Origin of the sequence: Aliikangiella maris, from assembly GCF_040719265.1 — a bacterium.
Classification (GTDB): domain Bacteria; phylum Pseudomonadota; class Gammaproteobacteria; order Enterobacterales; family Kangiellaceae; genus Aliikangiella; species Aliikangiella maris.
Genome location: NZ_JBFDAH010000057.1, coordinates 1 through 5003, shown reverse-complemented (window position 1 = coordinate 5003; position 5003 = coordinate 1). Strand labels below are relative to the sequence as shown.

At 40.2% G+C, this 5003-nt stretch carries 7 protein-coding genes; all 7 read right to left on the bottom strand.

Annotated features, from left to right (window positions below):
• Positions 1–201: 201 nt before the first annotated feature.
• The 7 genes from ABVT42_RS21545 to ABVT42_RS21515 all read right to left on the bottom strand — a co-directional run bounded on the left by ABVT42_RS21545 (position 202) and on the right by ABVT42_RS21515 (position 4900).
• Positions 202–597 (bottom strand): hypothetical protein, encoded by a 396-nt coding sequence (locus ABVT42_RS21545; RefSeq protein WP_353898102.1) that lies wholly within the window; start codon positions 595–597, stop codon positions 202–204.
• A 574-nt stretch (positions 598–1171) separates the two neighbouring features.
• A complete protein-coding gene (locus ABVT42_RS21540; RefSeq protein WP_353898101.1) occupies positions 1172–1633 on the bottom strand; it encodes a hypothetical protein in 462 nt (153 codons plus the stop codon).
• A gap of 8 nt (positions 1634–1641) precedes the next feature.
• On the bottom strand, positions 1642–2346 hold the full coding sequence (locus ABVT42_RS21535; RefSeq protein WP_353898100.1) for a hypothetical protein: 705 nt from the start codon (positions 2344–2346) through the stop codon (positions 1642–1644).
• A gap of 44 nt (positions 2347–2390) precedes the next feature.
• Positions 2391–2741, bottom strand: a complete 351-nt coding sequence (locus tag ABVT42_RS21530) for a VOC family protein (protein WP_367024418.1) — start codon at positions 2739–2741, stop codon at positions 2391–2393.
• Between the two features lie 80 nt (positions 2742–2821).
• A complete protein-coding gene (locus tag ABVT42_RS21525) occupies positions 2822–3184 on the bottom strand; it encodes an energy transducer TonB (protein WP_353898115.1) in 363 nt (120 codons plus the stop codon).
• A gap of 101 nt (positions 3185–3285) precedes the next feature.
• Complete coding sequence (locus tag ABVT42_RS21520) at positions 3286–4236, bottom strand: hypothetical protein (RefSeq protein WP_353898116.1); 951 nt, start codon at positions 4234–4236, stop codon at positions 3286–3288.
• Positions 4237–4318: 82 nt separating this feature from the next.
• A complete protein-coding gene (locus ABVT42_RS21515; protein WP_353898117.1) occupies positions 4319–4900 on the bottom strand; it encodes a hypothetical protein in 582 nt (193 codons plus the stop codon).
• Between the last annotated feature and the right edge of the window lie 103 nt (positions 4901–5003).

Sequence of the window (5003 nt, the reverse complement as noted above, 5' to 3'; positions counted from 1 at the left end):
TTACTGGCTTTAATCTGTGATTGAATTCATCCAACATTTAGATAGTGGCACTTTGAAAAAATAGGGTGGGGATTTGTACGTTTTAATTGACAAAGGGAGTCATACCAACGCTGCCATAATTTACAGTTTTGGAGTGGAGACTTTTGTGCTATTTTTAAGCACAAAAGGCGTAACGGAAAAACTGTCAAATTGATGGCCTTGTTAGAGCTGGTGGAATTCACGTAAAAACTCCTTTTTATTTTGGGCGAATTTTCTATGCCCTTCATGATTTAGTTTGCGCTCTTTCTCCGAAAACCCTGGAGTAATTACACCCCAATTTGAGTTCCTGGCAAAATAGATAACCACATCTACGCTACTATTTTCCCAGCAATTCTGAACCAAATGATCATCGCCTGTGGCATTTACGGTCTTAACTTGGATACGGTAATAATTTGGACCATCTGAAATTAATATATCTGTTTGATGCCCATGATCAAGAATCGGAATAAATACTTGCCATCCATCCTGCATCAGCCAGCTTACCACCATACTTTCAAATGATGTATTTTTAAGTGCCTGGCGTGTGCCGGTTTTAGTTTGAGTCAATCTTCTAGGCATCTACTGATTCTCTATTTTTGCTCTAACGCCGCCATAAAAGGCGAGCAACTTGTTGCGAGTCCAGCGCTGAAAGCGCGATTTTTGATGGCTTTGTTAGCATATATTTAGTATACCCAGACACTTACTATCTTGGGATGTCTTCCATTTTGGCCGCCGCAACCATTAACCCAAAACTTAACCTTTCTTCCCGCTATATGCGCTGCTAACAAAGTTGAATGTAAAACACTATAATTTTGATCGCTTGGAACAATTGCGTAATAGGATGTACTCTCGCAATTATCTGGGTTATCTGTAATCTCTGGAATAGAAACCATCGTCCATGTGTTATTTACATAGACATTCGATATTGTTCCCGATGCAGTACCCCCAGACGAATACGCTAGAGACGACATCAAGATTAAAAGTATAAAAATTAAATATTTCATTATTTACTCCTTAATTATTGCTAACGCCTTGCTCACCGGCACATACTGCGGAGAGCGTTTTTGTGTAATATGGAGCGTAGCGACACACAAAAACGAGCGTAGCAGTATGTGTCCGAGTGCAGCAATTTGTTAGATTTTTCTTTGGTTGGTTATTGAGAAGAAACTTCCGATACACCGAAAGACCTCCAAAATTTAATCTTACGCCATACACCAGAAGGTTCTGAAATATAGGGAATATGGAATTTCTTACTTTTGAATATTTTAATTTGCCAATCTTTGTCGCCAAAAAATTTGAACTTAACCAAATCAGGATCTGTAATACTAAGCATCTTAAATGAGCCGGTACCGTATGGCCAAAAAGCAGTAGCACTATCTATTATTTCGTTCTCGACACTTAGCAAATAGATGTTGAGTGACTCCTCAAAAGGGCAGTCATCAGTGGTGAAAACTAGATAACGTTCGTCATATTTAATGCATGCTTCAAGATCAACTCCGTTGATGACTAATTTTATCTTGGTGCCCTCGATAGTAATTTCACTTTTTGGTGATTGAGTTTCCGTAGCCTCAGATATGATATTTAAACTAACCTTATCATTTTTAATAATTTCCATGGCTAAACCTACCAAACTAGTCCTACTCCAAATGCAGCAAGAGCTCCACCAACGAATGCCCCAACAGTAACGCATACAGGAGCACCAGGTCCGCACGCTAATCCGGCTAATGCTCCTCCAGCTATACCTCCACCAATGCCAGCTCCGGTAATAGCAATTTCTTTTCCCGCCGCGTCAAATTTATTTTCAGCTGTCGCGACTGTATAGACAGATAGAGCAATAGATAAAAGAATTAATCCTCTTCCAGCATGTGATAGTTTCTTCATAGCCGAAGTGACTTCTGGCCGAGACTTTCCCGCTGATTTTACGACCTCTAGATATACTTTGTTTTGCTGCTGAGCGGTTAGATTATCAAACGAAACGTTGGTGCCATAAAGCTTTTGGGATTTCAAGGCTACTATCTCATTGAGTGTTTTTCCTTGCTGCTTCATCTTCTGCGCGATTGACAGGCCAACCGGAGTGCTTCTTGTTCTTATTACTTCCATAATGAGATTTCTAGCTTCTGATGCCTGCTCGGCGGCTTGAGCCCAGGTGATTTTTCCAGCCTGGGCCATCATTCTAAGCTCGTTGGACATTGCGCGTATTTGCCTTGCATAAGCCTGCCTTGCACTTGCATCAATAGTCAAATGCGTACCTATATTTGCTATCTCAGCCTCTAAAGCTCTAATCTCATCTTCGAATAATTGCTGATCGTTTTTTTGAGCTACTTCCATCTATATCACTCCTGTGATGTTTATTGGGTAAATCTAACGCCCGCCTAACACGCAATGTGTTGGCATGGCTTTTTGCGTCGTTTGCCAAAANCCTCCATAACGACCCACCTTTCAAAGACTTCGAATATTTTTGCACCTAGCGCTGACAGTCTTTTAACCTCGGCAGATACATCGTCAGTTTCAATATCGAGATGTACACGACTATCGTGATCCACTTTCTGTATCAATATTCTAGGTTGGTCATCTGGCACTTCCAAATGTGAGTATCGATCTGACCACGATTCGCTTGATCGGACACAATTTAATCCTAATGCTTTTTCCCAAAACTTATTTGCCTCTTCAATATCTTCAACTTTACTATCAATAACTAAAGCTGCAAGTCTACTCTTGTGCATTGTTCCTCCTAAACAACTAACGCCTAGCGCTGGCGAGCCGTCTGTTTGGCTTCGCCCAGCCGCTACTGGTTAAATTATTGTTAATCTGCAAGCCGAAACTCCATCAAGTATTGGCTTTTGTTTTGAGTATTATTTTTTCTAAAAGTCCACTTGAGTATCGCATTCGATGCTCCCTCCACGAAAATATCCCCAGGAGAAGAATCTAGAACTGTTAAATTTATAGGATGTCCATTTTCGTCAAGATCGAACTCTAAGAACACCCAACCCTCAACATTATTCATTGCGGCGTCACGAGGATACCTTGGGTTAGTAATAGTCAGAGGCTCTGCTCCCCCGTCATTCATTATTGAGACATCTGGAGGCTCTCTATAGCTTTGTTCTTGCTTTGAAGCGCAAGAAGCGAGCAGGGTCAAAGAGAATATGAGTGCTAACGTATTCTTCATTCTAATTTCCAATTTAACGCTTTGCTCACCGGTAAATTGCGAGCGCAGCGAGTAATTTATCCGCGTGCAGCAACTTATTATACCTCTTCCCAAAGCGTGCCTCAGTATCTTTTAACTTCAACATTATCATTTTCTAGACACACAGAAAACCTATGGCAATAACTAGGTTCAACTAATGACGACGAAAAAATTGCATAGTCATTTACATCTTCAAACTCGTAGTAAAAGGTAACTGAGCCTATTTTGTTTTCTTGGGCCATTTTTATAAGGCTGTTTTTCAGCTCAGATAACTCTTTTTTCTTATTTCTACTCTGATTGATGGCATCAAAGTAAAAAATAAAACATTTCTCTATTATTTTACCTTCCAGTTCTGATCCAATCTCATCCGTCATTGAATTAGGGATGACAAAGTTAAACATAGAGTTCTTGCTGGTTGCCTCTGTGACAACATTAAAAACGTTAAAGTAAATCAGGGTGTCACTCAGACCTGTGTGAGAGCCATTTGTAGGCCAGGTATGGGGGGGGTCAGTGTACCCAACATATTCAACATTACTGCTTATTCCTAAGTTTATATTCGAACCATCAAGAAAATCATGAATAGATGCAGTCGTAAGGTCACCTTTTGAGTCCGTTATAGTTATGTATTTATCAGTTAAATCAATCTTAGGGTTAGAAAACTTGTCTAGCCCTCTGTCGAAAAACTTGCACCAAATACTTTTTTTCTTTTCTTTCTTGCCTACCAAGATGTGAATTTTTACTTTTTTGGTAAAGGGATTGAAAAAAGGCTTCTTTTTAGTATTAAATCTAACCTTTGTTCTAGAACAAATAAAATACACAAATCGCTTTTCCAAGCTTTTCTCTACAGCTTCCTTTACTCCTTTCAGATAATCGACAATCAGCTTTCGTGTATCAAAGTATTCTGCGACCTCATTGGGATTGACCACCAAGTCATACCAGTATTTGTGAAACCTCTGAAGCTCTACTGTCCATTTTTTATCTGCTTCAGCATAGGCTTCGTTATCTGATATTGAAGAAAACATTCCTCTGTTCAAATTTTACTCCTATGAGGTATAACGTCTTGGCTTTGCGGCAAACCGGAGCGCCATCGTAGGTGCGTCCGGAAACAGCCACTTGTTATATGCTGATCGCAGAAATACACCTTTCCCTCACAGCCCAAACTTTATCGAACTCAGACTCTCCAAACTCATGCTTAATGAATTCTTTATGAAGATCTTGCTTCTCATCACCAATGCCATTCGGCTCGATAGACTGCTCCAACATAAATTCACAAATATCTTCCTCAGTTTCGATACCATGTCTTGTCAAATCTACCCTAATTCCATTGCTCATTAGATAGCAGTGAGCCTCCGGAATATAATCAAGCCCGTGAGTATTTAGCACCTCACCAACCCCTGGAGTGTTCTTACCAGTCATGGCGTATATGCCAACAACAAGATCAACATCGATGCCTAATTCGTTAGCTAGGGCTTTTAATAGCGCATGCTTTGTACTGCAAGCGCCTTTACCCTCAGTCAAGACCAAGTTCCAGTTGCATCTATCACTAGTCCTCCCGTACGGCAGCTTCCACACATAGTCACAAGCATCGTGAAAGCTAGACAGCCCAAACTCTTTAAATTTTTGTGATAGCTCACCATTCTCTAAAAGATCACTATTTGGAAGAAATTCGAACATAAAACTCACTTTGCATTTAGACATAATGACTCCCTAGGAGTTTCAATTAAATTCAGTGCTAGCCCCCTATCGTGGGTTAGCTTTTCAGCCAGTGCCATAATATATGAGTCGTTAAACACCATATAAA